Below are 23,445 nucleotides of genomic sequence, written 5' to 3'. Positions count from 1 at the left end.
GATCGCGCACCGCACGGGCGGCGCTCGACCTCACAGGCGCTGAAAATGCAGCGACCAACACCTGCCGACGACGAGCTGCGGTGTCAAACCCCTGGTGCGCTGGGTGCGAAGGCCCCCTGCCGGCGGCGGTTGACGAAGAAGTACGCCGCATAGCACAGGGCAATGAAGCCAAAGCCCCAGTACAGCGACGGCCGCTGGGTTTCATCCAGCGCCAGAAACACAAACAGCGAACTGCACAGGGTGATGCACAGCAGCGGCACCAGCGGGTACAGCGGCGCTTTGTACTTCAGGTCCTGCAGTTGCCCGCCGTCACGCAGCCATGCCTTGCGGAAACGGTACTGCGCCAGGGCGATGACGATCCAGGTCACGGTGCCGGACATACCGCTCACCGCCATCAGCACCATGAACAGCGTGTCAGCCGCGACGAAGCTGGTCATCAGCGAAATCAGCGCAAAGCACAGGGTGATGCTCAGCGCCCGCAGCGGCACGCCACGCTTGCTCAGCGGCGACAGGCTTTTCGGTGCCATGCCAGTCTTGGACATGGCCCAGAGGATGCGCGTGGAGGCATACAACCCGGAGTTGCCCACCGAGAGGATGGCCGTGAGGATGACGAAGTTCATCAAGTCGGCGGCGTAAGGGATGCCGACCATGTCGAACACCTGCACGAACGGGCTTTCCATCAGCCCGGCCTGCTCGTGCGGCACAATGGCAGACAGCACGGCAATCGCCAGCACATAGAAGATCAGCACGCGGAACACCACATTGCGCACCGCCCGCGGGATGCTCTTTTCCGGGTGCTCGGTCTCGCCAGCCGCCACCCCCATGATTTCGCAGCCCTGGAAGGCGTAGACCACAGTCATCATCACCGCGAACACTGCCGACAGGCCGTGAGGGAACAGCGACTCGCCCACCAGGTTGTTCAGCATCGGTGCGGGTGCCCCGCTGCTCAGGGGGATGGCACCGAAGATCACCAGCAGGCCAATGACGATGAAGCCGAGGATGGTTGCCACCTTGATGCCCGAGAACCAGTACTCGGCCTCGCCAAAGGCACGCGTGGCCAGGGCGTTGAGCCCGAACAGCACCACCACGAACAGCGCCGACCAGTACCAGATCGGCACCTCCGGGAACCAGCGGGTCATCAACATGCCGGCAGCGGTGAACTCCAGGCCTACGGTGGTGGCCCAGCTCATCCAGTACACCCAGCCGATCATGAACCCGGTGGCCGGGCCAATGTATTTGGTGGCGTGGGCCTGAAACGAACCGGACACTGGCATCTGCACCGACAGCTCGCCCAGGCAGACCATCACCAGGTACATCAGCAAGCCCGCGACCAGGTAAGCCAGGATCGCGCCCACCGGCCCGCCCTGATTGATGGTTACGCCCGAGCCCATGAACAGGCCGGTTCCAATGACCCCACCCAGCGACAGCATGAAGATGTGCCGGCTTTTCAGGGCGCGGGTGAGCTGGATTTTTTCAACGTTGTCAGTCATGGCACACCTCGCCATTGCGGCCGGTGCGTGGGAGGGTTCGAATGAGGGGCTGAGCGCTACGGCATGTCATTATTCTTGTCTCCAATAAGCCTCATGGACCGTGTGCAACACGGTTGCCATGGATTATTGGAAACGGATGTAAGGCGCCGTTATACGAACGGATCGAAGATGTAAAAAGTCGTAAGTTTTTTGTACGTCAGCTCTGGATCAACTGTTCCAGCGTGGCACTGGCCTGACCTAGCTGGGTAGCCAACGGCTCGCCGAGGGCTTGCATGGCCTGTACGTCATGCTGCCGGGCCGCCTCCTCCAGACCACGCAACACCGTCGCCAGCCCGGTAAACCCCAGGGAATCGCAACTGCCAGCCAGGCGGTGGGCCAGGTGCAGCACTTCGGTGAAGTCCTGGGCTGGTAGCGCCTCGGCCAGCGCCGTGGCGTGCTGCTGCAGTGACTGGCGCAGGACCTTCAGCAGGCCTTGCAACTTCTGCTCCCCCAGCAGTGAACGGTGGGTGTCGAGCAATGACCAGTCCATGTCTGCGCCAGCGCTGGCCACTTCACCGGGCGCTACGTCAGCCAACGCCTTGCGCAGGTTGTCCAGCCGCAACGGTTTGGCCAGTACGCCCTGCATGCCAGCGTCCAGATAACCCGCGACCTGGCCCGGTTGCACGCCGGCCGTCAGCGCCAGGATCCGGCTGTCGCGGTTCGGCCCAGGCGAGGTACGCAGCTGTCGGCACAACGCCACCCCGCTCATGCCCGGCAAGTGCACGTCCAGCAGAACCAGGTCGAAGCGCCGCTGCGCGCATGCCTGCAGGGCTTGGCCGGCGTCTTCGGCAAAGCTTACCCGATGACCGTCGCGCATCAGCAGGCCACCAGCAACCTCACGGTTCAGGGCAACGTCTTCGACCACCAGGATATCCAGGCTGGGCAAGGGCGAAGGAGCTGGTGCCCCCGCTGAGACAGGCTGCCCGCGAGCCATGTCGAGCTCGAACCAAAAGCAGCTGCCCTGCCCTTGAACGCTCTCAAGGCCGATGCTACCGCCCAGTTTTTCCACCAGGTGCTTGCAGATCGCCAGGCCCAGGCCAGTGCCGCCATAGCGCTGGGTCACAGCTTCGCTGGCCTGGACGAAACGGTCGAAGATCTTCGCCTGAACGGCGGGTTCGATGCCGATACCGTTGTCACGGACCGACAGCCGCAAGCGCTGCGAGCATTCGTTACTGGCAAGCACCTGCACCGTAAGCTGTACCTGGCCGTGCTCAGTGAACTTGATGGCATTGGCCAGCAGATTGCTCAGCACCTGTCGCAGGTACTGCTCTGCGCCGTACTGGTACGCGGCCAGTTGCTCATCAACCTGCAGTTGCAGGGTGTCGGCATTCTCCATGGCCATGGGTTCGAGCAACGCCAGCACTTCCTGGCACAACTGACGCAAGGAAAACACCACCCGTTCGGCGCGGCTCTCGCCTTCTTCGAGCCGGGCGAAATACAGCACTTCGTTGAGAATCGCCAACAGCCCTTCGCCAGCCTTGTACAAGGCCTCGACACGCTGGCGGTCGGCGACCTCCAGGCGCCCGCCGCGCAGCAGTTCGGCCATGCCCAGAATACCGTTGAGCGGCGTGCGCAATTCATGGCTCATGGTCGCCAAAAAGCGCGACTTGGCCAGGTTGGCAGCCTCGGCCTCGTCCTTGGCCCGAGCCAGGCTGGCCGTACGCCGCTCGACCATGGCCTGCAATTCGTCGCGTTTGTCCTGCAGTTCCAGGCGGTCACGCTCACGGCGCTCGATATCGCTGAGGATGGCGCGACGCATATCGTCCAAGGCATTGGCCACAGTGTCGATTTCGTCGGGGCGCGATGATCGGCGGCGGCCAAGGCGCAACGGCTCCTGCCACTGGCCGGCGCCAATGCGGCGGGCGAACTCGGCCATCACTTGCAGGTGGCGGGTGACCAGACGGTAGAACAGCCCTGACAGTGCCACTGCCAGGCCGCACAGAAACACGCCCATCCACAGCAGGCTGGCAAGGCCCGTGGCGTAAAGCCGCCGGTGTACCGCGCCAAGGTCGATGCTGACTTCCAGTTCGCCCAGGTGCCTGACCGGCCCTGAGGGCGGCTGATAGTCGAGGGGGAAGCGCTCGATGCGCAGCGGCCCTTGGGGCTCGGCGTCACCGCGTAACAATGTGAAATCATCACTGACCAGACGCACCCGCGCCACATCGGAAAAGTCCACCAGGCCGCGCAACTGAACATCCAGCTGCGCCTCGTCGAGGTCCCACAGGCTGCGCTCTAGGCTGGCCAGGTAGCCGGCGCGGATCAACGCCATGCGTGCCTCAATATCCCGCATTTCGCGACGGTACTCGAAGTACAGCTGCACGCCGCTGGCCAGCACCGTGAAGCACAAGCTGAACAGCAGGATGAACAGCAGCAGGCGGCGCAGCAGGCCATCGGTGCGCAGGCGGATCATCGTGCATCCGCCGGCAGGTTGATCATGTCGCGGTAAGTGACCTCACTTTGCTCAAGCCAACGCGCGATCTCGCCCGTCTGGTTCATCCGCTGCAACTGCGCGTCGATTTCAGCCACGTGCTGGCTCAAGGGTGACTGTCGCGATACCGCCACCCGCAGGTAGTCCACGCTCAGTGCCGTGGGCAATGCGCGAATATCCTGCGCCCCGGGCAGGTGTTCGATGAACAGCAGCCCAGTGCGCCGCTCCTGAATCACATAGTCGATGCGCCCGCGGATCAGCTTGCCGAAATTCTGCTGGCTGGACGATACCCGCTCGATGTTCTGGTGGCGAGCGACGAAGCGGTCGAACTCGGCGCCATAGCTTTCACCGTACAGCAGGCCGCCGCGGTAACCCGCCAGGTCCTCCAGCTGCTGGAACTGCACCGGTCGCTTGCGGTTGTAGAACACGGCCACTTCCTCGCGCACCACCGGCTCCGTGGAAAAACGCATGCGCTGGTCACGCTGGTCGCTGTTGTAGGCCAGGACCACGTCCACCCGCCCGGCGGCGGCATCCATCAGGCAGCGCTTCCAGTTGCCCAGCACCACGGTTTGCACCTCGTAGCCCATGCGCGCGAACAGTTCGCGCACCACGGTGGGGGCCAGGCCGCGCACCTGGTGGCCGTCGCTCCAGGAAATGGGCGGGTACACCGGGTAGTCGCAGTAGCGCACCGGCTCACTGGCACTGGCGTGCAGGGTCGGCAACGTCAAGGCCAGCGCCAACTGCCAGGCGCGAGGAATCATGCTGCCACGCTGGCGGTGAACAGGTAGCCGGTGCCGTGAATGGTGATGATCAACTGCGGTTCGGCCGGGTCGTCATGCAGCTTGCGCCGCAGGCGGCCGACCAGCACGTCGATGGAGCGGTCGTTGGGCACCCACTCGCGGTTGCGAATCTGGTCCATCAACTGGTCGCGGCTGAGGGTGTGGCCGCTGTTGCGCAGGAACACGCTGAGCAACTGGAACTCGCCATGAGTCAGCAGGGTTTGCCCGCCACAGGCGTCGATCAGGCGCCGGCGGTCGGTATCCAGTGCCCAGTCGGCGAACTGCTTCAGCGATTGCGCGCAGGCCGGGGCGGGGTGCGCCTCGCGGGCATGGCGCACGCGGCGGATCAGGTTTTTCGCCCGGGACACCAGCTCGCGGGGGTTGAGCGGTTTGATCACGTAGTCATCTGCACCGCATTCCAGGCCAACGATGCGGTCGATATCGTCATTGCGCCCGGTGATGAGGATGATGCCAACCTCCGAGCGCACCCGCAGTTCGCGGGTCAGGGTGAGGCCGTCCTTGCCGGGCAGGCGGATGTCCAGCAGCACGAGGTCGACGTCCTGGCTGCCAAGCAGGGCTTCGGCCCTTTCGGCGGTGTCGGCGCAGTGTACGTCGTAGCCTTCCCGGGACAGGTAGGCCTGCAGCAAGTCACGAACAAGCGGATCGTCATCGACGATCAATACCCGAGGCGTCATTGCGTGTTGTCTCTTTTTATTGGTGTTGTTCTACACACTCGCGACAGCAGCGTACTCGTTACTGAACAGGCGATCAACAGCCCTCGGACAGGCTGAAGCGCCTGCGGCCACCGGCCTGCAGGCCGTCGACCCAGGCCTCGCAGATGATCACGCCCTGCTCGGGGGTGAAGGTGCCGGGGTTCAGGCCCGACTCCAGCCACAGGCCATCAAGCAAGGCGCTCAGGCTGATGGCCGCCAGGTCGGCATCGAAGCCCTGCCAGCCCTCCTCCTCGGCCAGCCTGGCCAGTAGCTGGCCAAGTTCGTTGCGGTACTCGCCGTAGGAGTGGTCGTGCACCTGGTTGATCGCGTCGGCGGTCTTCACCGCCCCCCAGAAGGCCAGCCAGGCATCGAGCAATTGCGGGTCGAGCAGCTCGGCGCAGAACGAGGCACGGAAAAACGCCGACAACCGCTCGCGGGCATTGGGCGCGGCCTGGGCCATGGCCTCGCGCAACAGGCCCATCACCCGACCGGTGACGGCCATGTAAGCCTCTGCCACCAGTTCGTCCTTGCCCGCGTAATGGTGGCTGATCAGCCCGACCGAGACCCCGGCCTCGGCCGAAATCTTGCGGATCGAAGCCCCTTGGAAACCATGGCGTTTGAGGCACACCAGGGTCGCCTCGACCAGGTTGGCTTTGCGCAATTCCGGCAGCATGCGGTGGTAGCGGGCTTCCTGAGTCATCGGTGGGTCTCTGGTTAAGGGCTGGACTGAACGACTGTACAACAAGCCGGACTGCGTGATAAACCCTAAGCACCACTGCCCGGCAGGGCCCCTCACAACAACAAAAGCGGCTGCCATGAACGACCTGATCACACGCGAGCTGGACCAAGGCCTGTTGACCCTGGCCTTCAACCGCCCCGACAAGCTCAATGCCCTGAACACTGCCATGTACCAGCTGCTGGGCGACCTACTGCTGGCGGCAGGTGAAGACCCCGCTGTCGATGCCATCATCATCACCGGTGGGCCGCACTGCTTCAGCGCTGGCAACGACCTTCGCGACTTCCTCGACAACCCGCCCAGCGACCTGGACAGCCCGGTGTTCCGCTTGATGCGGGTGGTCATGGGCCTGGACAAGCCGCTGATCGCAGCGGTCAGTGGTGCGGCAATCGGCATCGGGGCCACTCTGTTGCTGCACTGCGACCAGGTGCTGGTCAGCCGCTCGACCAAGCTGCGCATGCCTTTCGCGCCGCTGGGTGTGTGCCCGGAATTTGGTTCCAGCCTGCTGCTGCCGCGTGTGCTTGGCCAGGCCCGGGCGGCACGCTTGCTGCTGACCAATGCATTGCTGGATGGCGAACAGATGCTGGCCTGGGGGCTGGCCAATGAGCTGCATGAAAACGGCGAACAATGCCTGGACGCTGCGCGCACGCTGGCGCGGCAACTGCAAGGCTACCCGCAGGCGGCACTGCGGATCAGCAAGCGGCTGCTCAAGGACAGCCAGCGGGCGGAGCTGGAGGCCACGGTGGCGCGGGAAAGCCAGTTTTTCATCGAATGCTTGCGCACTGAAGAAGCGCGGGCAGTGCTGCGAGGGCTGATCAAGGATTGAAGGGTCTGGCGCGACCTTTATGGGAACAACTGTCTTGCTCAAACGTTGTTGCACTAGTACCCGGTCATCTCCAGATACCCGCGCCCACCCGCAGTCCCGTTCAAGCGTACCGGCCCTTCCCAATATGGGAACCGTGTCTGCATCCACGCCTGCGGGTCCACGGCATCGACCTGCACATCCACCCCGTGCTCCGGCACTTGCACCCGCCAGCGCGTCGGCACCTGCTTGCCGTTTTTCTGCGCAGACCAGGCCAGGGCCTGCAGCTGGATCTGTGCGGCGTCCAGTGCCACCACGTCCCCTTGTGGCCCTACCCAGGTCCCGGCGCGATACGGTTCCCCGTGGGCTTCCCGTACCTGGAACAGCATCAGCTTGGCGCCACTGTCCAGGTGCAGGGAAAACCAGTCCCAGCCGGTCTGCCCGGGGGCCAGCGGCTGGCTGCTCCATTCCCGGTCCAGCCAGGCCTGCCCGGTAACCGCGATGCACAAGCTGCCACGCTGGACCTGCCCCTGGACCTGGTAGAACGGCTGGCTGTAATAGTACGAAGCCTGGCCCTTGCCAGATTTTTCGCTGTAGCCCTGCTCACCATGCAGCACCAAGGGAAGATCGCTGTGCAACTGCAGGTCATAGCGAAAACCATCGCCACTTGCGACCATCTGTAGCTGTTCAATACCGCCCTGGCCCTGCAACACCCAGTCATTGATCCATGCGCGAAACGGCTGGGCCTGCACGCCGGCCTGGCCGATCCCCCCCCGCGCCAGGGTTTCAGCAGCCTGATGGCCACCCGGCCCGGTCAGTGCTGCATGCCCCATCCACAGGTTCGGGCTGTTCCAGCCGCTGGTCTCCGGGCCGGTGCGCAGGGCCGAGCGGAACAGTGTCCACTGGGCGCCCCAGTCACGGCCCTGGGCGTCCTTGAGGTTGGCGGTGACATACCACCACTCGATACGAAAGCCGTCGTGGGGGCCGTGGTCATGCGGGAAGACCAGACGATGATCGCGGGTTACCTGGCTGAACTCGCCAGCCTGCTGCCCGAGCCCGGCATAGCTCTGCGGTGCAGGCTGATCACAGCCGCACAACAAACCACTCAGCAACAGCCACGCATTAAGCTTCATCGGACAACGGCCTCAACAGTTCGCGCGGCTGGCGGCGCGCCAGCTGCCACAGCGGCCAGGCGCAGGCCAACAGGCTGGTGAGCATGCCCAGCACGGTCAACTGCAGCAGTTGCATGGGGAACACATAGAGCGGTAACCGCCAGCCGAAGGCCTGCACGTTCACCACCGCGACCAGGCACCAGGCCAGCAACAGCCCAAGCGGAATTGCCAGCAGCACGGTGAAGCTGCTGAGCATGAGTGTCTGCCCCAGGCTCAACCAGACCAATTGCATGCGCCGCACCCCCAGCGCCCACAGCGGTGCCAACTGGCCCAGCCGGGCCTGGCCCAGGGTCAGCAGGTTGATGAACAACGCCACACCGGCCACGCCAAGGGTAAGGCTGTTGAGGGCTGCGGTGGCGGCAAAGGTGCGGTTGAAGACGTCGGTCGACCAGCGTTTCAGGCGCGCCTGCTCGACCACCCGGCTGTCATCCAGGGCAAAGTGCCGTTGCAGCGCGTCCTTGAGCGACGCCCCCCCTTCAGCGCTCAGGTCGACACTCAAGCCGGCCAGGGTTGCCTTTGGCCAGTGGGCGCGCAACCAGTCGGCATTGACCAGCAAATGCCCCTTGGGGTTGCCGTAATCGGCATAGATCCCCACCACGGGCATGGCTGGCGTGTCTGCGGGCAGCTTCAGGCTGTCGCCCAGTTGCAGGTTCAATCGCCTGGCCAACTGCTCACTGAGCATCAAGCCTTGTCCGCTGGCCAGTTGCTGCCAAGCACGCGAATGCTGTTCCAGCAATGGCCAGCGCGTACGATAGGCAGGGTGATCGACAATGCCCTGCACTTGCACCGGCCAACCTTGCAGCTGCATGTCTGCGCGCCAGCCGGGCAGGACCACGCTGACCCCGGGCTGCTGCTTGAGCCACTCGACTATCTGCAAGCCTTGGGCCGTGTCCCGCGGGGTGACATACAGGTCGGCGGAGAGGCGCAGGTCAAGCCAACCGACAAACGTCTTGCGAAAACCCTCGGTCATGCTGCCCACGCCAACACTGGCAGCCAGCGCCAGCAAAAGGGCGACCAACGCCAGGCTAAGGGCTGGCAACTGCTGGCGGCTGTCAGCCACGAACCATTGCGCCAATGGCCGGTGGCAACGACGCGCCAGCCAGGCCAGTACCCGATCGAGCAAGGCCGGCAACAGCAGCGCCGCCGCCAGCAGCAACCCTGCCAGCATGGCGAACGCGCCAAGCAGGCCAGCCCCGAAGACACCACAACCCAAGGCCAGCAACAGCAGCAGGCCCGCTAGCAAAGCCTGCCGTTGCAACCATGGCCCCTGCGCCAGTCGCCAGGCCTGGGGTTGCGCCAGCGCCAGCAAAGGCAATCGGGCAGCGCGCATTACACTCTGCAGGCCGGCCAGCAATGCCCCGAGTACACTCACCAGCACACCTAGCAGCCACCAGCCCGCCGGCAGGCTCAACGTGCCGGCGACCTGGGCGCCATACAGGCCACGCAGGCTGGCGGCCACGTCGGGCAGCAGCCACGCGGCCAATCCGTAACCACTGGCCACCCCGGCCAGCCCGCCCAGTGCCGCGAACAGGCCCAGCTCCAGCACCAGGGCGCCCAGCAGGGTCTTCAGGCTGACGCCGCACGCGCGCAGGTTGCGGATCAGCCCACGGCGCTGCTCCAGCGCCAGACCGATTGCGGCGTGGGCAATGAACAAGCCGACGACGAACGCCAGCAGGCCGAGCGCGGTCAGGTTGAGGTGGAAACTGTCGGTCAGGCGCTGCAAGCCACCATCGTCCTGCCGCGGCTGCAGTTCAAGGTAGCGGGCGATATCTGCAGGCAACGGCCCGGGGGTATCGGCCAGCAGCAGACGAGACAACTGCCCCGGTGCGTTCAGCAACGTCTGCGCGTGGCCGATGTCCACCACGATGACCCCGGGTGCCAGCGCAGGCTGCAAAACCATAGGCGGCAGCAACTGCCCTTCACTGTCGCGGGTCGGCGACCCGGGGCTTGTGTTCAGTTGACGCAAGGTGTCTGGCCCAACCCAGGCTTGCCCGGGCGAGCCGACGAACGCTTGCAGGTCGAATGCCTGCACCTGCACCCCGGCAACGCTGCTGGCAGGCGGCAGGCTCAACGGCTCGATGCCGATCAGTCGCACACTGCGTGCGGGCTCGCCCGGCAAGCGCAAGCGCCCTTCCAGCACCGGCGAAACAGCCCAGCCCAGCGTGCGCAGTTGCACGTACAACGCCTGATCGAAGCGCTCGCCATTGCGCGCGATCAGTTGCGCCTGCAACGGCCCGGTCAATACCGCGCTGGCCCGGGCATAGTCGCTGCGTGCCTGGCTGTTCAACGCCTGCACGCCGGTCCACAACGCCGTGGCCAGCCACAGGCCAGTGAAGATGCTGAAGCACTGCACACGATGGCGCCGCCAGTGGCTGAGCAGCGCCAACAGGGCCAGCGACAAAAGCTTCATCAGCCCTGCTCGGGCCGCACACGGCCGGCCTGCAGGTAGCAACGGTGCTGCAAACGCGCCGCCAGCCGCGGGCTGTGGGTCACCATCAGTACCCCGCTGCCGGCTTCGGCGACCAACTGCAGCAACAAACTCAGCACCTCGTCACTGCTGGCTTCATCGAGGCTGCCGGTCGGTTCGTCAGCCAACAGCCAGGCCGGGCGCCCGGCAAGCGCACGGCCGATCGCGACGCGCTGCTGCTGGCCGCCAGACAGTTGTTCCGGGTAACGCCCGAGCAGGTCCGCCAGGCCCAGGCGCTGCGCCAGGTAAGCCGCCCAATGCGGGTCATGCCGCCCGGCGAGACGGGCCTGGAAGGTAAGGTTCAGGCCCACGTCCAGGCTGCTGATCAGGTTGTACTGCTGAAACACCAGGCCGATCCCCTCCCGCCGCCACTGCGCCAGCGACGCTTCCGAACGGCCATCGAGCGGAACGTCGTCGATCAGAATACGGCCACTGTCCGCTCGGTCCAGGCCAGCCACCAGGTGCAGCAAAGTACTCTTGCCGCTGCCCGACTCGCCCATCAGCGCCAGGCTGCTGCCCCGCGCCAGGCGCATGTCCACCCCCTGCAAAATGGGGAGCGGGCCTTGGGGGGTGGGGAATGATTTGTAGAGTTGTTCGATGGCTAGCATCGAGTGGCCTTGATGGGTTGGGTGTCCCTTTAGGCATAGCAGGTTCGGCCAGGCCTGCTCCCGCACCGGCCACATTGGTCGATCTCGCCGGTGCCTTCCTGTTCAGACGACGTGCCGCTGCAGCCGCCCCCTCGAATCGCAGAGGGCGCCCCATCAATGGATCCACTAAAAACCGATAATCGCACAGAATCCGCACTTGCCAAGCAAAATGCATTGACCTACCACGCCGACCGCAGCCTTAATGGATCCATTAAATAAAAACAAAACCCGGAGAGCCTCCCATGTACCCCAAAAACACCTGGTACGTCGCCTGCACCCCCGATGAGATCGCCACCAAACCCCTGGGCCGGCAGATCTGCGGGGAAAAAATCGTGTTCTACCGCGCCCGCGAGAACCAAGTAGCCGCCGTCGAGGACTTCTGCCCGCACCGCGGCGCACCGTTGTCGTTGGGCTATGTCGAGGACGGCAACCTGGTGTGCGGCTACCACGGCCTGGTGATGGGTTGCGACGGCAAGACCGTGTCGATGCCGGGCCAACGGGTGCGTGGTTTCCCCTGCAACAAGACCTTTGCGGCCGTCGAGCGCTATGGCTTCATCTGGGTCTGGCCCGGTGACCAGGCGCAGGCCGACCCGGCGCTGATTCCGCATCTGGAATGGGCGGTGAGTGATGAGTGGGCCTACGGCGGCGGGCTGTTCCACATCGGTTGCGACTACCGCCTGATGATCGACAACCTCATGGACCTCACCCATGAAACCTATGTGCACGCCTCCAGCATCGGCCAGAAGGAGATCGACGAGGCACCGCCGGTCACCACCGTGACCGGCGACGAAGTGGTCACCGCCCGGCACATGGAAAACATCATGGCACCGCCGTTCTGGCGCATGGCCCTGCGTGGCAATGGCCTGGCCGACGATGTACCAGTGGACCGCTGGCAGATCTGCCGTTTCACCCCACCTAGCCATGTGCTGATCGAAGTGGGTGTAGCGCATGCCGGCAAGGGCGGCTACCACGCCGAGGCACAGCACAAGGCGTCGAGCATCGTGGTCGACTTCATCACCCCGGAAAGCGATACCTCTATCTGGTACTTCTGGGGCATGGCGCGCAACTTCGCTGCGCACGACCAGACCCTGACCGACAACATTCGTGAGGGCCAGGGCAAGATTTTCAGCGAAGACCTGGAAATGCTCGAACGCCAGCAGCAGAACCTGCTGGCCCACCCCGAGCGCAACTTGCTGAAGCTGAATATCGACGCCGGCGGCGTGCAGTCACGCAAAGTGCTGGAGCGGATCATCGCCCAAGAGCGTGCGCCGCAGCCGCAACTGATCGCCACCAGCGCCAACCCTGCCTGAGGAACAGCCGACATGATCGATGCCGTAGTGGTATCCCGTAACGATGAAGCGCAGGGTATCTGCAGCTTCGAGCTGGCCGCGGCAGATGGCAGCCTGCTGCCGGCGTTCAGCGCCGGCGCCCATATCGACGTGCACCTGCCCGACGGGCTGGTGCGCCAGTATTCGCTGTGCAACCACCCCGAAGAACGCCATCGCTATCTGATTGGCGTACTCAACGACCCGGCTTCGCGGGGCGGCTCTCGTAGCCTGCACGAACAGGTGCAGGCCGGTGCCCGGCTGCGTATCAGTGCGCCGCGCAACCTGTTCCCGCTGGCCGAGGGTGCGCAGCGCAGTTTGCTGTTTGCTGGCGGCATCGGCATTACCCCAATCCTGTGCATGGCCGAGCAGCTGTCCCACAGCGGCCAGGCCTTCGAGCTGCACTACTGTGCCCGCTCCAGCGAACGTGCGGCGTTTGTCGAGCGGATTCGCAGCGCGCCGTTCGCTGATCGGCTGTTCGTGCATTTCGACGAGCAGCCGGAAACGGCGCTGGACATCGCCCAGGTGCTGGGCAACCCGCAAGATGATGTGCACCTGTATGTATGCGGGCCGGGCGGGTTCATGCAGCATGTGCTGGACAGCGCGAAGGGCTTGGGCTGGCAGGAGGCCAACCTGCACCGCGAGTACTTCGCCGCAGCACCGGTGGATGCCAGCAACGATGGCAGTTTCTCGGTGCAGGTGGGCAGCACGGGACAGGTGTTCGAGGTGCCAGCCGACCGGACCGTGGTGCAGGTGCTGGAAGAGAACGGTATCGAGATCGCCATGTCGTGCGAGCAGGGTATTTGCGGCACCTGCCTGACACGCGTGCTGCAGGGCACACCGGACCATCGCGATCTGTTTCTCACCGAAGAGGAACAGGCCCTGAACGATCAGTTCACGCCCTGCTGCTCGCGCTCGAAGACGCCGCTGCTGGTGCTGGACATCTGATCCGGCTTACGACGAGGGCAGGATGACTTTCATGCCCGCGTCCGCCGCTGCCCCGCCAAAGGTTTCGGCATAGCGCAAGGTGGCATTGGCGTGCTCGCGCATGATCGCTTCGGCGCGGGCACCCTGGCGGTTGACCAGGGCGTCGAACACGGCGTGGTGCTGCATGTGGGCGAAGTTGAAGCGCCGGTATTCGCGAGCCAGATCATGGCGGTCCACCGCCAGTGCGGTGACCGAGGCGAATGGCAGGTGGTCGTTGCGCGCCAGGGCAACGGCAATGGCCGGGTTGTGGCTGGCGTCGATGATCACCTGATGAAAGCGCATGTTCAGGTCGTGATAGACCTGCAAGTCGTCTTCGCTCACAAAGCCCTTGTCGAACAGTTGATCGCCGTCGACCAGGCACTGTTGCAGCGCAGCGCGTGCTTGCACCGACAAGCCACGTTCTGCAGCCTGGCGCGCCGCCAACCCCTCCAGCACACCGCGCACCTCGACCGCACCCGCGATGTCATCGGCGCTGACCGAACGCACCTGAAACCCCCGGCCACCAAAGCGCACCAGCAGGCCTTCCTGTTCGAGGGTGCGAAATGCCATGCGCACCGGCATGCGTGAAACGCCGAACAGTTCAGCGGTTGGGACTTCCATCAATCGCTCGCCGGCCGCCAGCTCGCCCGAAGCGATCATCTTGCGCAACGCAACCAGCACCATCTGACCGGGTTTGCTCATCCAGGCGACTTCCAAAGACATGAACGGGCATCTTAGCGCAAGCCGAGGGGTTGCTGCAGGCCTGTTGTAGGAGCGGGTTTACCCGCGAAGCAGGCGACGCGGGGCATGGCACCGGCTTTGCCGGTGTTCGCGGGTGAACCCGCTCCTACGGGGGGCTGGACTGCACCCCAGATGTTGGACATCCGTCCATCTTCTGGGGTTTTTATGAGCAAATATTCAAAGCAGTTCAAGCTGTCTGCTATCCAAGCGTTTCTTGATCGCGGGCGGGGCTTTCGCCATATCGCCGCGCAGTTCCAGATCGATCCGACCCTGCTTCGCCGCTGGGTCGAGGCCTATCGCGTGCACGGTGAGGCCAGTCTTAACAAACCAGGCGGCCACTACAGCGTCGAATTCAAACTCGGCGTTATCCACCGCAAGCTGCGCGACAACCTCTCGTTACGGGCCACGGCAGCACTTTTTAATCTCGGCAACTCGACACTGGTTCGCAGGTGGCAAGAACAGTATTACAGTGGCGGGAGTCAGTCCCTGTCCAACCGTAAAGAGATGCTGGTTACCGCGATGCGCAAAGCTCCACGCAAGCCTGTAGAAACTGCTTCCAAGCCCATTGAGGAACTCACCCGCGCGGAGTTGCTCGAGAGGTTGGCCATGCTTGAAGTGGAGAACGCTTACCTAAAAAAGCTCGAGGAGTTAGACGAGGAGAAGGCGAGGCTGAAGATAGCCAGGAAAAAACCCGGCTAGTGGCGGCGCTGCGTAAGCGCTACTCGCTTACCCGACTGCTCAAGGTGGCTGGCCTGCCCCGCAGTACTTACTACTACCAGCTTGGCGTGCTCGCGGCCGGGGATCAGTGTGCCTCGCTCAAGGCGGCAATCCAGGAGATCAGCCACCGGCACCGAGGCCGTTATGGTTATCGTCGGATCACCTCTACGCTACGCAGCGAAGGACAAATGGTTAACAGTAAAAAAGTACGCCGCCTAATGGTTGAGCTGGACCTCAAATGCACCGTACGCCTCAAGAAGTACAAATCTTATCGGGGACTAATGGGTGAAGCAGCACCGAACATCCTCAAGCGCGATTTCAAAGCCGAACAGCCCAACCAGAAATGGGTGACGGACGTCACCGAGTTCAAAGTGGCTGGGGAAAAGCTCTACCTCTCGCCGGTGATGGACCTGTACAACGGTGAGATCGTTGCGTACCACACCGCCACCCGGCCACGCTTCACACTGGTAGGTGAGATGCTGGAGGCGGCGATTAATCGACTTCCAGCGGGTAGCAATCCGCTTCTGCACTCAGATCAAGGCTGGCACTACCGGTATCCCGACTACTGCAAACGGTTGAAAGAGGCAGGTCTTGAGCAAAGCATGTCACGTAAGGGCAATTGCCTAGACAACGCTGCGATGGAGAGCTTTTTTGGGACGCTCAAGTCGGAATACTTCTACCGCGAACGCTTCGAGAATGTTGCAGAGCTTAAGGCGGGCCTGGATGAATACATCCACTACTACAACCATGACCGGATAAAAATGAAACTGAACGGCCTGAGCCCTGTGGCCTACAGGGTTCAGGCTGAGATAGGCTAACGCCGAGTATCCAACATTTGGGGCGCAGTCCAGGCGCGCTAACGCATGGAAACCAACCTGTCTCAAGACATGCGCCGTAAATGTAGGAGCGGGTTTACCCGCGAAGCAGGCAACGCGGAACATGGCACCGGCTGCGCCGGTGTTCGCGGGTGAACCCGCTCCTACGGGGGGAGGCGCGCGCCAAGAAACCCACCTGGCCCAAGACATGCGCCGTAAATGTAGGAGCGGGTTTACCCGCGAAGCAGGCGACGCGGAACATGGCACCGGCTGCGCCGGTGTTCGCGGGTGAACCCGCCCCTACAAGGTCAGCGGATAGCTGACGATCAGGCGCGTCTGGTCGAGATCACTGTTGAAGCTGCGCCGGTTGGTCGCGTTGTTCAGCCGGATGTTGAGGTTCTTCAAAGCCCCGCTCTGGAAGGTGTAGTTCACCTCGGCATCGCGCTCCCACTCCTTGCCATTGCTGCCCGCCGCCGTGGTGGCGTTCTCGCCATGCCCGTACCGCACCATGGCCAGCAGCCCTGGCACACCGAGCGCGGCGAAGTTGTAGTCATAACGCACTTGCCACGAACGCTCGTCAGCATTGCTGAAGTTACCGTTGAACATGTCGTTGCCCAGGGTTCGCCCACTGCTGCCGTAAACCGACATCCACTGACTGTCGCCACTGACCTTTTGCAACCCCAGGTACAGCGTGTGGCCACTGTGCGAAGCTGACAGCAAGGCGTAACCGGTGCGGCTCTGGATGTCGCCGATGCGCGCCTGTCCGTCATCCCGGTCGATGAAGTAGCCAAGGTTGGCCCCCAACGTCCACTCCCCTACCCGCTGACTGTGCAGCAGGTTGAAGTAGCTTTGCTGGTAGATGTCCTCCAACTGCGAGTGCCAGGCGCCGATCAGTGTTCGCTGCTGGTTGAAGCGGTACTCGGCGCCGGCGTAGTTGAAGCCGTCCGAGGTGACCCCGGGCGCGGCCCAGGCAGATAGATCCTGCATGTCCGAAGAGTGGCGCAGGCTCACCTCGCGGTACTGGCCGGCCTGCAGGCTCAGGCCTTCGATTTCCCGCGAGTCGAGCATGGCACCACGGAAGGTCTGCGGCAGCAGGCGGCCATCGTCGTAACGCAACAGCGGAATATCCGGCAACAACTCCCCCACCTTCAGCTCGGTCGCGGACATACGCAGCTTCGCCGCCAGCCCGGCCCGACCGTAGTCGTCGGCCGCTCGCCCGTCATCGTGCACCGGCAACAGTTCTGAGCCGCTGGTACCGCCGCCGCTGTCCAGCTTCACGCCGAACAGGGCGATACCGTCCAGGCCAAAACCGATCAACCCCGGGGTGTAGCCAGAGCTGAACTTGAAGATGAAACCCTGGGCCCATTCTTCAACCTTGCCCTTGGCGGCCCCCGGGTCGCGGAAATCGCGGTTGAAGTAGTAGTTGCGCAATGTCAGCCCACCCTTGGCATCTTCAAAGAAGCCCCCCTCTTGCGCCCAGGCCGGCAAACCAAGGCCAAACGCCAGCGAAACAGCCAGGACCGAACGGGCCAGCGTGCAGGTTGTGTCCATCATTATTATTGTTCTCCACGTTCAATAGGCGCAGCAGACCGCCCCAGGCCAGCATGACCCGGAGCAGTAAGTTGCATTCAGATACCCGGCCAGGCCGGGTTGCACTCAGTGGCTCAGTGCATCAGCAGGCAAGGCAGACGCAGGCTTGGCCGTTGGGCGCAGCAGCAGCAGGCAACCTGCGGCAAGCACGAACACGCTGGCGAACACGCCATACAGATGCAGGGGTTGCCAGCCACCATCGAGCAGCACGCCAGCCACGGTCGGCGACAGGATCGCGCCCATGCGGCCGATGCCGATCCCCCAACCCACACCGGTGGCGCGTACCGATGCGTCATAGACCACCGGCGACAAGGCATACAGCCCAGCCACGCAGCCGTTGGAAAACAGCCCGATCAGCAGGCCCAACGCCAGCGCCGCAGTGACCGAGGCACCATTGGCCACGAACAGCACCAGCAGCGCGGCGGTGATGAGCATGAACAACGCCAGCACGCGAGTCAGTGGCCAGCGCGAAGCCAGGCCGCCGATCAGCGCCGCGCCAACGATGCCGCCCACGCTCAACAGCACGCCGCCGGTGATGCCTTGCTGGGCCGACAAGCCGGCGGCCACCAACAGTTTCGGCGTCCAGCTCATCACGAAGTAGAAGCCGAACATGACCAGGAAGAACAGCAACCAGATCACCAGCGTGGTGCGGCGCATGGCCGGCGCCAGCAGCTGCCTGAACCCGGTTTTGGCACCCTCTGCCCTTGCGGCAACAGCCGGCAGTTGCGCCAATACCGGCTGGCCGAGGCGCAGGGCCAGACGGTTGACCCGGGCCAGAGCATTGGCCGGCCGGCGTGCCAGCAGAAAGTCCAGCGACTCTGGCAACCACAGCAGTACCAGCGGGATCACCAGTACGGTGACGATGCCGCCAAACAGAAATACCGAGCGCCAGCCCCAATGCCCCAGCAGCCATACCGCCAGCAAACCGCCCAGGGTCGCACCCAGCGCATAGCCAGTGGACTGCAGGCTCACCGCCAAGCCGCGCCAGCGTTTGCTGGCATATTCACTGGCAATCACATTGCTGCTGGCCAGGATGCCACCGATGCCCAGCCCGGTCAGGCCACGCAGCAGCGCCAGTTGCAGCGGGCTCTGGCTCAGTGCCGAGAGCAGCATGCCGATACCGGACAGCGCCAGGCACAGCAGGATCAGCGGGCGTCGGCCAAAACGGTCAGCCCACGGCGCGATAAACAGTGACCCGGCCGCCATACCGAACAAGCCGGCACTGAGCAGAAGCCCTACCTGCGCCCCGTTCAGGTTCCACTCGGCAGACACCGAGGCCGCGGTGAAGGCCATGACCAGCACGTCGAAGCCATCGATCATGTTGAGGATGATGCAAATACCAATGGCCAGGCACTGAAAGCGACCCATCGGGTCGTTGTCCAGATGTTGCTTGAGATCGGTATTCATGGGGTCACCTGCCGGCCAGGCTTGGCCACAGGCGAGAGGAACGATGCGCACACGCAGGCGCAACGGGAGGAACCCTGACGGTTCAGTGCCGCTGGATAGCCATTCATGACTGGACCCTTTTTGTAATTGTTATCGCATACGGCAGGAGGGCTCCGGCCGTTGTCAGGCGCTAATCAACCAGATAATGGATCCACAGACAACGTGACGAAAGCACTGCCTAACAATCAGGCGCGACCAATTTCAGTTCATTGCTAGGAAAAATCATATTTTTTATAAATAAATTCAATAACTTAGAAATTTACAACCAACGAAACTTGATGTTCGGTTACCGAACAGAATCGATTTGTGGATCCACAAATCATCAAAAACCACCCCTGACTCGCCATCATGACTCCGCAATGAACAAATCTTCATATTCCCTCTCAGCGCCCTGATCATGGGGCACACAGCCGATGCCAGCCAGCGGGCAGCCGGGGCTCGTCTTGAGGGGGCAGTACGGGTTGCGTAGCATCCGCGGCCCGATCGCGCGCGTACTGCTACCCCTCAGGATCGATTCACTGATGCCGCAACCTATCCCTCTAAAGGACCACGAAAAGGAAAGACACCTGGTCAACCGTCGGCTTCTGGCCTGCGCCGCCATGGTGTTCAGCCTGTGTGCCGTCCTGGTGGGCCGGCTCTATGTGCTGCAAGTACTGCAGCACGACCAACAAACGGCCGTGTCGGAAAACAACCGCGTGCACGTGCTGCCCATCGCCCCCGAACGCGGGCTGATCTACGACCGCAACGGCGTGGTACTGGCCGACAACAAGCCCAGCTTCGACCTGACCATGACCCGGGAGCGGGCCGGCGGCGACTCGGCCAAGGTGCTCGACACCCTGACGCAGGTGCTGGGCCTGACCGAAGACGACCGTAAGCAGTTCGACAAGGACCTGCGCCGTGGCCGCAAACCGTTCGAGCCCGTAACCCTTATGGTGGGCCTGAGCGAGGAGCAGATCGCCCTGGTAGCGGTGAACCAGTTCCGCCTGCCGGGCCTGGAGGTGGAGCCGCAGTTCATCCGCGAGTACCCACTGGCCGAGCATTTCGCGCATTCAGTGGGCTATGTGGGGCGCATCAACGAGAAAGAAGCCAAGACGCTCGACAGCACTGAGTACCGCGGCACCCAATCGATTGGCAAGACCGGCATCGAGCGCTTCTACGAAAGCCAACTGCATGGCCACGTGGGCTACGAAGAGGTCGAGACAAACGCTCAGGGGCGGGTGATGCGAGTGCTCAACCACAAGGACCCGACCCCTGGGCAGGATATAGTCCTTACCCTGGACGCCCATTTGCAGATAGCCGCAGAAAAAGCGCTGGGTGACCGCCGTGGCTCGGTGGTGGTATTGGACCCGACCAATGGTGACGTACTGGCGATGGTCAGCAACCCCAGCTTCGACCCCAACCTGTTCGTCAAGGGCATCAGCTTCAAGCAGTATGCCGCGCTGCGCGACTCCATCGACCGCCCACTGTTCAACCGCGTCCTGCGCGGCCTGTATGCGCCCGGCTCGACCGTGAAGCCTGAAGTGGCCATCGCTGGCCTCGACAGCGGGGTGATCACCCCTGCCAGCCGGGTGTTCGACCCGGGCTACTACGAACTGCCCAACTATGACCACAAGTACCGCAACTGGAACCGCAGCGGCGACGGCTGGGTGGACATGTACACCGCCATCATGCGTTCCAACGACACCTACTTCTACGACCTGGCGCACAAGTTGGGCATCGACCGGCTGCACGACTACATGGCCGAGTTCGGCCTGGGCCAGAAGGTGTCACTGGACATGTTCGAAGAAGCCTCCGGGCTGATGCCCTCGGCCGAGTGGAAGCGCGCCACACGACGCCAGGCCTGGTTCCCGGGCGAGACGCTGATTCTTGGCATTGGCCAGGGTTACATGCAGGTCACCCCCCTGCAGCTGGCCCAGGCCACCAGCCTGCTGGCAAGCAAGGGCGTGTGGCACCGCCCGCACCTGGCCATGACCGTGGGCGGCGATACGCCGATCGACCCAAACCCCATGCCCGACATCGTGCTGCACGACAAGCATGCCTGGGACCAGGTCAGCCAGGGCATGCAGATGGTCATGCACGACCCGCGCGGCATTGCCCGCGCCGCGGCCGCCGGTGCCCAGTACCGAATTGCCGGCAAAAGCGGTACCGCGCAGGTGGTGGCGATCAAGCAGGGTGAGCGTTACAACCGCAACAAGACCCTCGAGCGCCACCGCGACAACGCCCTGTTTGTCGGCTTTGCTCCGGCTGAGCACCCCAGTGTGGTGGTGGCGGTCATGATCGAGAACGGTGAGGCCGGAGGCCGGGTCGCAGGGCCGGTGGTGCGGGAGGTGATGGACGCCTATCTGCTGGATGAGCAAGGGCACCTGAAGCCGGAGTATGCGGGTGGCGCACCCACTCGGGGTGTGCCACACACCTGATTTCGCCGGGCCGCCGTGGTGGCGGTTTTAGCCGCGAATGGGTCAGGATGCCGTGCGCGGCATCAGCTCATACGGGTGTTTCCACCCCGGCAGCGCCTGGATACGGGCTTTCCACGCCTCGATGTGCGTGAACGCTGCCAACGGGATACCGGTGTTTTCCGGCATGAACACATACCCGGCCAACGACAGGTCGGCGATGGTCAACCGGCCACCGACCATGAATGGCGTCTTCGCCAGGTGCGCGTCGACAATACGGTAAGCCGCCGTGGCACGCTCGCGCAGGAACCGCGTCACATCGGTTTCGCCGGTGTTCTTCAGGCAGAACAAAAAGCGCAGCGCAGCGTAATAGCTGGTGAACTTATGGTTGTCGAACAGCATCCAGCGCCAGATCTCACGCTTTTCATCTTCATCGCGAGGCCCGAACTGGCCGGTCTGTTCGGCAAGGTATTCGAGGATCAGCGCAGACTGGGTGATGCGCTTGCCAGCGTGTTCCATCACCGGCACCTCGCCCTGCTCGTTCACCTCATCGCGCCAGGTTTGCTCACGCGTCTGGCCATGGAAGAAGTCGACGAACACCGGCTGCCATTTCTGGCCGGTGAGTTCAAGCATGAGCGCAGCCTTGTAGGCGTTACCGGATTCGGCGAAGCAGTGCAGCTTGTAGTCGGACATGGGCGAACCTTCAGTTTCCTTTGAATGATCGGCAGGGCCCTCTGCGGATTTGCCCGCGAAGCACCATCCACCCAAGCAAATCACGCGCGTCCCGACGCGGTCAATCCAAGACGCGCTCCGTCGCCAGCTTGCAACCCGCGAGTTCAGCCACCTCGTCAGCGACAGGTGCACCTTGTCCCCGACACCCTCCAGCCAGGATAAGGGAACTACCCCAACGCCCCCGCCGTCTTAGACACTGAGTGGTTTATTTCCCTGTGCTTCACGCTACTGGAGAACACGACATGCGCCACCTACTGCTCGCCCCAGCGCTGCTGCTCCTGATGCCTGCCGGTGCTGCCTTGGCCCGCGTCGATGCGGGCGACGTCGCCACCTCGGCCGGTATTTCCGCTTCGCTGTATTCGACCTTCAAGGACGACAAACGGATCATCCCGGCCCGTGACGAACTTTCAGCGTTCGTCGCCAGCGGCGGTACCATCCGCGGCGCCTATGTGGAGTCGGCGCTTGAACAGGCCCGCAAGGACCATCCAGGGCTGCAGGCCAATGATGAAGAGCTGGCCCGGGCCATCCTGTCGCAAGATGACCCTGTGGCTGACCATTGAGTAGACCTTTACCGACCCTCTCGCGGCGCTCAGACGCGAGAGGGCCGCTACAGGGCCGTTTCACCCCCAGCCATCCATGCGCATGGTCGCCCTGACCAGGCGCTGCTCTTCCTGCTCGATCTCCCGCAAACTGTCGCGTATGCCATTGATATGCTCACGCGCGGCCCGCTGCGCCTGCTCGGGCAGTTGCTCCATGACCGCGCGATACAAGCGCGCATGCTGCCGATCAATCTGGCGTTTCTGCGTTGGCCGGCAATACAGGTTGTTGACCGAAGCGAACACCGTGCTCAAGGTCAGGTCACTGAGCGATTGCAGGGTATGCACCAGCACCGGGTTATGCGACGCCTCACTGATCGCCCGGTGAAAGGCATGGTCACGGCGGGCATGCTCACGGGCATCGAGCGCCTGGGCAGCCTCGTGCGCAGCCAGCATTTCTTCGTAGCGCCGGCGGATCAGCAGGCGGTCGACGTCGGTAGCCCGCAACGCCGCCAGCCGCGCCGACTCAGCCTCCAGCAACGCCCGGACCTCCAGCAGGTCGAACAGCGTGCGCGGTTGCGAACTGAACAGGTGCATCAAAGGCGTAGCACCCGCCTGCCCGGTGAGATCGGCGACGAACGAACCCCGCCCCTGTTCGGTGTCGATGATGCCGCGCCCACGCAGAACGCGCAGGCCCTCGCGCAAGGCCGAACGTGAACAGCCAAGCTTTTCCACCAGCCGCCGCTCCGACGGCAGTGCCTGGCCCACCTTGAGCACGCCTTCGACGATAAGCCGCTCGACCCGTTCGGCCACCTGGTCGGCGACCTTGGCCTTGCCTTCAGTACCCACTGCGCACACTCCTGCTGGTAGGACCACTTTGACTTATAGCGCCAATCTAGCCAGACAGAACC

Annotated in this window: 19 protein-coding genes; 6 read left to right on the top strand and 13 right to left on the bottom strand. The window is 63.4% G+C overall.

The annotated features are described in order from the left end of the window. Positions 1–83: 83 nt before the first annotated feature. The 5 genes from ACI7M0_RS10390 to ACI7M0_RS10370 form a co-directional block, all read right to left on the bottom strand. On the bottom strand, positions 84–1,490 hold the full coding sequence (locus ACI7M0_RS10390) for an amino acid permease (protein WP_003256132.1): 1,407 nt from the start codon (positions 1,488–1,490) through the stop codon (positions 84–86). Positions 1,491–1,686: 196 nt separating this feature from the next. After that, on the bottom strand, positions 1,687–3,939 hold the full coding sequence (locus ACI7M0_RS10385) for an ATP-binding protein (protein WP_129932065.1): 2,253 nt from the start codon (positions 3,937–3,939) through the stop codon (positions 1,687–1,689). Further along, the gene (locus tag ACI7M0_RS10380; protein ID WP_129932066.1) at positions 3,936–4,718 is read right to left on the bottom strand and encodes an ABC transporter substrate-binding protein; all 783 of its coding nucleotides are present in this window, start codon (positions 4,716–4,718) and stop codon (positions 3,936–3,938) included. The genes ACI7M0_RS10385 and ACI7M0_RS10380 overlap by 4 nt, the downstream gene beginning before the upstream one ends. Continuing rightward, positions 4,715–5,431 carry a response regulator gene (locus ACI7M0_RS10375; protein ID WP_010954565.1) on the bottom strand — a complete coding sequence of 239 codons (717 nt, stop codon included), beginning with the start codon at positions 5,429–5,431 and terminating at the stop codon, positions 4,715–4,717. Before ACI7M0_RS10375 ends, ACI7M0_RS10380 begins: the two co-directional genes overlap by 4 nt. 73 nt (positions 5,432–5,504) lie before the next feature. Beyond that, positions 5,505–6,149, bottom strand: coding sequence for a TetR family transcriptional regulator C-terminal domain-containing protein (locus tag ACI7M0_RS10370; protein WP_010954566.1), 645 nt, complete (start codon positions 6,147–6,149; stop codon positions 5,505–5,507). A gap of 115 nt (positions 6,150–6,264) precedes the next feature. Between ACI7M0_RS10370 and ACI7M0_RS10365 the strand changes: the two genes are divergently transcribed. Then, positions 6,265–7,011 (top strand): enoyl-CoA hydratase-related protein, encoded by a 747-nt coding sequence (locus ACI7M0_RS10365; protein ID WP_129932067.1) that lies wholly within the window; start codon positions 6,265–6,267, stop codon positions 7,009–7,011. A 53-nt stretch (positions 7,012–7,064) separates the two neighbouring features. On the opposite strand, the gene ACI7M0_RS10360 is transcribed toward ACI7M0_RS10365, so the two are convergent. The 3 genes from ACI7M0_RS10360 to ACI7M0_RS10350 are packed head-to-tail and all read right to left on the bottom strand — an operon-like array spanning position 7,065 to position 11,234. Next, entirely contained in the window at positions 7,065–8,120 is a 1,056-nt protein-coding gene (locus ACI7M0_RS10360) for a lipocalin-like domain-containing protein (RefSeq protein ID WP_129932068.1), read from the bottom strand. Continuing rightward, a complete protein-coding gene (locus tag ACI7M0_RS10355) occupies positions 8,110–10,569 on the bottom strand; it encodes an ABC transporter permease (RefSeq protein WP_129932069.1) in 2,460 nt (819 codons plus the stop codon). Before ACI7M0_RS10355 ends, ACI7M0_RS10360 begins: the two co-directional genes overlap by 11 nt. After that, positions 10,569–11,234, bottom strand: coding sequence for an ABC transporter ATP-binding protein (locus ACI7M0_RS10350; RefSeq protein ID WP_010954570.1), 666 nt, complete (start codon positions 11,232–11,234; stop codon positions 10,569–10,571). The genes ACI7M0_RS10355 and ACI7M0_RS10350 overlap by 1 nt, the downstream gene beginning before the upstream one ends. A gap of 281 nt (positions 11,235–11,515) precedes the next feature. Here ACI7M0_RS10350 and ACI7M0_RS10345 point away from each other — a divergent pair, with 281 nt between their 5' ends. Next, positions 11,516–12,583 (top strand): aromatic ring-hydroxylating dioxygenase subunit alpha, encoded by a 1,068-nt coding sequence (locus ACI7M0_RS10345; RefSeq protein WP_010954571.1) that lies wholly within the window; start codon positions 11,516–11,518, stop codon positions 12,581–12,583. 12 nt (positions 12,584–12,595) lie between these two features. Next, positions 12,596–13,546, top strand: a complete 951-nt coding sequence (locus ACI7M0_RS10340; RefSeq protein WP_020192346.1) for a PDR/VanB family oxidoreductase — start codon at positions 12,596–12,598, stop codon at positions 13,544–13,546. A gap of 6 nt (positions 13,547–13,552) precedes the next feature. On the opposite strand, the gene ACI7M0_RS10335 is transcribed toward ACI7M0_RS10340, so the two are convergent. Further along, the gene (locus tag ACI7M0_RS10335) at positions 13,553–14,266 is read right to left on the bottom strand and encodes a GntR family transcriptional regulator (protein WP_003256147.1); all 714 of its coding nucleotides are present in this window, start codon (positions 14,264–14,266) and stop codon (positions 13,553–13,555) included. A gap of 204 nt (positions 14,267–14,470) precedes the next feature. Here ACI7M0_RS10335 and ACI7M0_RS10330 point away from each other — a divergent pair. After that, a protein-coding gene (locus ACI7M0_RS10330; RefSeq protein ID WP_256658304.1) for an IS3 family transposase occupies positions 14,471–15,840 on the top strand; the annotation gives its coding sequence in 2 pieces (ribosomal slippage) (positions 14,471–14,950 and positions 14,953–15,840; 1,368 coding nt in all). Positions 15,841–16,137: 297 nt separating this feature from the next. On the opposite strand, the gene ACI7M0_RS10325 is transcribed toward ACI7M0_RS10330, so the two are convergent. Further along, a complete protein-coding gene (locus ACI7M0_RS10325; RefSeq protein ID WP_020192871.1) occupies positions 16,138–17,391 on the bottom strand; it encodes an OprD family porin in 1,254 nt (417 codons plus the stop codon). A 102-nt stretch (positions 17,392–17,493) separates the two neighbouring features. Then, complete coding sequence (locus ACI7M0_RS10320) at positions 17,494–18,834, bottom strand: MFS transporter (protein ID WP_129933867.1); 1,341 nt, start codon at positions 18,832–18,834, stop codon at positions 17,494–17,496. 560 nt (positions 18,835–19,394) lie between these two features. Between ACI7M0_RS10320 and mrdA the strand changes: the two genes are divergently transcribed. After that, positions 19,395–21,290: a penicillin-binding protein 2 gene (mrdA, locus tag ACI7M0_RS10315; protein WP_129933866.1), complete on the top strand. Its 1,896-nt coding sequence runs from the start codon at positions 19,395–19,397 to the stop codon at positions 21,288–21,290. 42 nt (positions 21,291–21,332) lie between these two features. Here the strand turns inward: mrdA and ACI7M0_RS10310 are convergent, their stop codons facing one another. Then, the gene (locus ACI7M0_RS10310; RefSeq protein WP_129933865.1) at positions 21,333–21,959 is read right to left on the bottom strand and encodes a glutathione S-transferase family protein; all 627 of its coding nucleotides are present in this window, start codon (positions 21,957–21,959) and stop codon (positions 21,333–21,335) included. Between the two features lie 281 nt (positions 21,960–22,240). Between ACI7M0_RS10310 and ACI7M0_RS10305 the strand changes: the two genes are divergently transcribed. Continuing rightward, positions 22,241–22,558 (top strand): DUF2388 domain-containing protein, encoded by a 318-nt coding sequence (locus tag ACI7M0_RS10305; RefSeq protein ID WP_010954576.1) that lies wholly within the window; start codon positions 22,241–22,243, stop codon positions 22,556–22,558. A 60-nt stretch (positions 22,559–22,618) separates the two neighbouring features. Here the strand turns inward: ACI7M0_RS10305 and glcC are convergent, their stop codons facing one another. After that, entirely contained in the window at positions 22,619–23,383 is a 765-nt protein-coding gene (gene glcC, locus ACI7M0_RS10300) for a transcriptional regulator GlcC (protein WP_020192876.1), read from the bottom strand. Positions 23,384–23,445: the final 62 nt, after the last annotated feature.

The organism is Pseudomonas sp. 10(2024), from assembly GCF_045164175.1.
In the GTDB taxonomy this organism is placed as follows: Bacteria; Pseudomonadota; Gammaproteobacteria; order Pseudomonadales; family Pseudomonadaceae; genus Aquipseudomonas; species Aquipseudomonas alloputida.
Note: the sequence above shows the minus strand (reverse complement) of the source record. Positions and strands in the feature narration are given on the sequence as shown.